Source organism: Dethiosulfatibacter sp., assembly GCF_983023055.1.
On the sequence record NZ_CEZJXU010000296.1, the window covers coordinates 1 to 3,285 of the forward strand.

The 3,285-nt window shown below is 37.7% G+C and carries 3 protein-coding genes; all 3 read left to right on the plus strand.

Annotated elements, in window-relative coordinates; translation table 11 throughout:
- Positions 1 to 581, plus strand: a 581-nt coding sequence (locus AC3AX0_RS09880; RefSeq protein ID WP_487550124.1) for a LytR/AlgR family response regulator transcription factor, incomplete at its 5' end; no start/stop codon positions are given.
- Between the two features lie 127 nt (positions 582 to 708).
- Complete coding sequence (locus AC3AX0_RS09885) at positions 709 to 1,704, plus strand: TAXI family TRAP transporter solute-binding subunit (protein WP_487550125.1); 996 nt, start codon at positions 709 to 711, stop codon at positions 1,702 to 1,704.
- Between the two features lie 71 nt (positions 1,705 to 1,775).
- The coding region (locus AC3AX0_RS09890) for a TRAP transporter permease (RefSeq protein WP_487550126.1) at positions 1,776 to 3,285 on the plus strand (1,510 nt) is incomplete at its 3' end.

Here is a 3,285-nt window from a genome sequence, read left to right on the forward strand (position 1 = left end):
TGTTTCTTGATATAAATCTGCAGACACAAAGCGGTATGGTTATTGCTCGGGAAATTCTTGACCTTGATAACCCTCCGCAGATAGTACTTGCTACTGCTTTTGACCAGTATGCAGTAAAGGGATTCGATATAGGTGTTGTGGATTATATGGTAAAGCCGATTATGGAAGAAAGGCTAAAGAAGTGCATAGACAGGGCAAGATTGAATATGGGTAAGAAAACCGAAGAGATTAAGCCGGCTCCAGCCAAGAAGATGACAAGCCTTGCAGTAGCAAAAAACGACAAGCTCTTTTTATTGAAGCTCAAGGAGATAGTGTATCTTGAATATATTGAAGGCAAGATAAGGGTGTTTACAGAGAAAGATGAATACTCTCTTAATCAGACAATGAAATCTTTCGTTGAAGAAAAGGGAAACGGGTTTATTAGAACCCATAAGAGCTTCATAGTTAATATTGACTATATAAAGGAAATAATACCCTGGTTTAATTATACATTAAAGCTTAGAATAAAAGGCTTTGATAAGCTTGAGATACCTGTAAGTAGAAACTATATAAAAGAATTTAAAAAGAAATTGAACATATAATCAACAAGATTTCAACAAGATATATTGCATCTTGACCACAACATAATGCAACATAACTAAATAGTATTCTAAAAAACGTTTTCTTGTATTAAACTACAACTAAGAAAAAAACTTGGAGGTAGAAGATATGAGAAAACTTTCTTTATTATTGGCAATAATTATGGTATTTACAGTAGTTGGAACAGGATGTTCCAGTTCAAATGGGGATATTGCTTCGGAAAATGGAGAGGCACCAAAGTCCAATCAATTTGTAACAGTTTTGACAGGTGGAAGCTCAGGAGCTTATTTTGCACTTGGCGGATCACTTTCAAACTTGCTTAACTCAAAACTTGACTATGTAAATTCGTCGGTTGAATCAACAGGAGCATCTGCGGTAAACTCTACAAAAATAGGAAACGGACAAGGCGAAGTAGCTTTTGCGATGAACAATGTTGTAAGCTTTGCATATAACGGAGTAGAAAGCTTTGAAGAAAAAGGCGAATTCAAGAACATAAGAGGAATCACTGCTCTTTATCCAAACTTCTGTCAGGTTATAACACTTGAAGATACGGGAATCAAGGAAATAGAAGACATGGTAGGAAAAAGAATAGGCGTTGGAGCACCTGGTAGTGGTGTTGAAGTAGATGCTAGAAATATTCTTAAGGTACACGGCATAACTTATGATGACATAGAAGAAGATTATCTTTCATATGCAGAGTCTGTAGAGCAGATGAAGAATGGAACAATTGATGCTGCATTCCTTACATCAGGTCTTCCAAACTCATCAATAATGGACCTTGCAACAACTCATGACGTAGTAATAGTAACAATAAGACCGGAAATGGTTGAAAAACTTCAGGAATCAATTCCTTATTACAGTTCAGAGATAATTCCAGCTGGAACCTATGACAACGAAGAAGATGTATTTACTGCAGCAGTTAAAACTATACTCATCACTAGAGAAGACCTTGACGAAGATACAGTATACGACATAACAAAAACACTTTTTGAGAATCTTGATGCAATGAGAGACACTCACAATGCTGCAAACAATATAGACATTGAGAAATTCAATGAAGGAATGCCTGTACCTATTCATCCTGGAGCAGAGAGATACTTCAGAGAAGTAGGAGTACTTGAATAAAAGATTGAAAGACAAGTTTACCCTGAGAAATCAGGGTAAACTCTATAAAAAGCGCCTCAAGGGAGGAAGAAATGAAAGAAAAACTTGAATTTGAAACATTAGAGATAGATCAAAGCGAACTTCTTAAAAAATTTGATACGGAAGCAAGATTTAGAAAACTTGACAGAAATACAATACCCGGACTTATTGTATTCATCGTTTGCGTAGGATTAGCATTATTTCATTTATATACGGCATGGCAGGGTGCTCTTGTTACATTAATGCAGAGAGCAGTACATACTTCAATAATACTTGGACTGGTATTCGTGCTTTATCCATTTGGAAAGAACTCAAGAAAGGACAAGCCTACAGTTGTGGACTGGATGTTATCCATACTGTCGCTGGTTCTGGGAGCATATATAATATTCAATTATAGCAACATAGTTATGAGGGCTGGGATGCCCAATCAGACAGATGTTGTACTTGGAGTACTTGCTATAATAATTGTACTTGAAGGTGCAAGAAGAATAGTTGGTAAGGAAATTGTAATACTTGCAATGCTTTTTCTGGCCTATGCATACCTTGGACCTAAACTTCCAGGTATGATGGCACATAGAGGATATAATATCACGCAGATTGCTGAATATATGTATCTTTCAACTGAAGGTATTTTCGGTATAGCTATAGGAGTTTCATCGTCATATATATTCCTGTTCATACTATTCGGATCATTCCTCCAGTCTTCAGGAATGGGACAATTCTTCAATGATCTTTCAATGGCAATAGCAGGCTCTTCAAAAGGCGGACCTGCAAAGGTTGCAGTTGTATCAAGTGGATTCCTTGGATCAATAAATGGTTCTGCAGTAGCAAATGTTGTTACAACAGGTGCATTTACAATTCCACTCATGAAAAAAATCGGTTACGATGATGAATTTGCAGGAGCAGTTGAAGCGGCGGCATCATGCGGCGGTCAGATTCTTCCTCCAGTAATGGGTGCAGCGGCATTCATTATGGCAGAATACCTTGGAATACCATATATTCAGATAGCAGTAAGCGCAATAATACCTGCATTTCTATACTATCTTGGAGTTATAACAATGATTCACCTTAGAGCTTCAAAGAACGGCCTTGAAGGCTTGCCAAAGAGCCAGCTTCCAAAGGTTTCGGAAGTACTTAGGGAAAGAGGATACCTCATTATACCACTTGTAGTACTTGTGTACATGCTTGTAAACGGAAGGACGCCTATATATGCAGCATTCTTCTCAATACTTATGACGGTAGGTCTTACAATAGTTGTCAGAGTAATCAAGAAGGAAACCAAAGGTCTTTTCATGGACATAGTAAATGCACTTGAAAGTGGAACTAGAACGGCTCTTGGAGTTGCAATGTCCTGTGCAGTAGTAGGTTTAATAATCGGTGTTGCAACATTGACAGGATTTGGACTTAAGCTTGCAGGAGCAATACTATTCCTTGGAAATGGAGTTTTATTCCTTACACTGTTCTTCACAATGATAGCCTGTATAGTACTGGGAATGGGTCTTCCGTCCATACCGGCATATATTATTACAGCAACAATGGCGGCACCTGCCCTTGCTAAAATGG

Excerpts from the sequence above, each read along its gene's own strand:
- AC3AX0_RS09885 (WP_487550125.1), top strand. The coding sequence starts at position 709 with ATGAGAAAACTTTCTTTATTATTGGCAATAATTATGGTATTTACAGTA.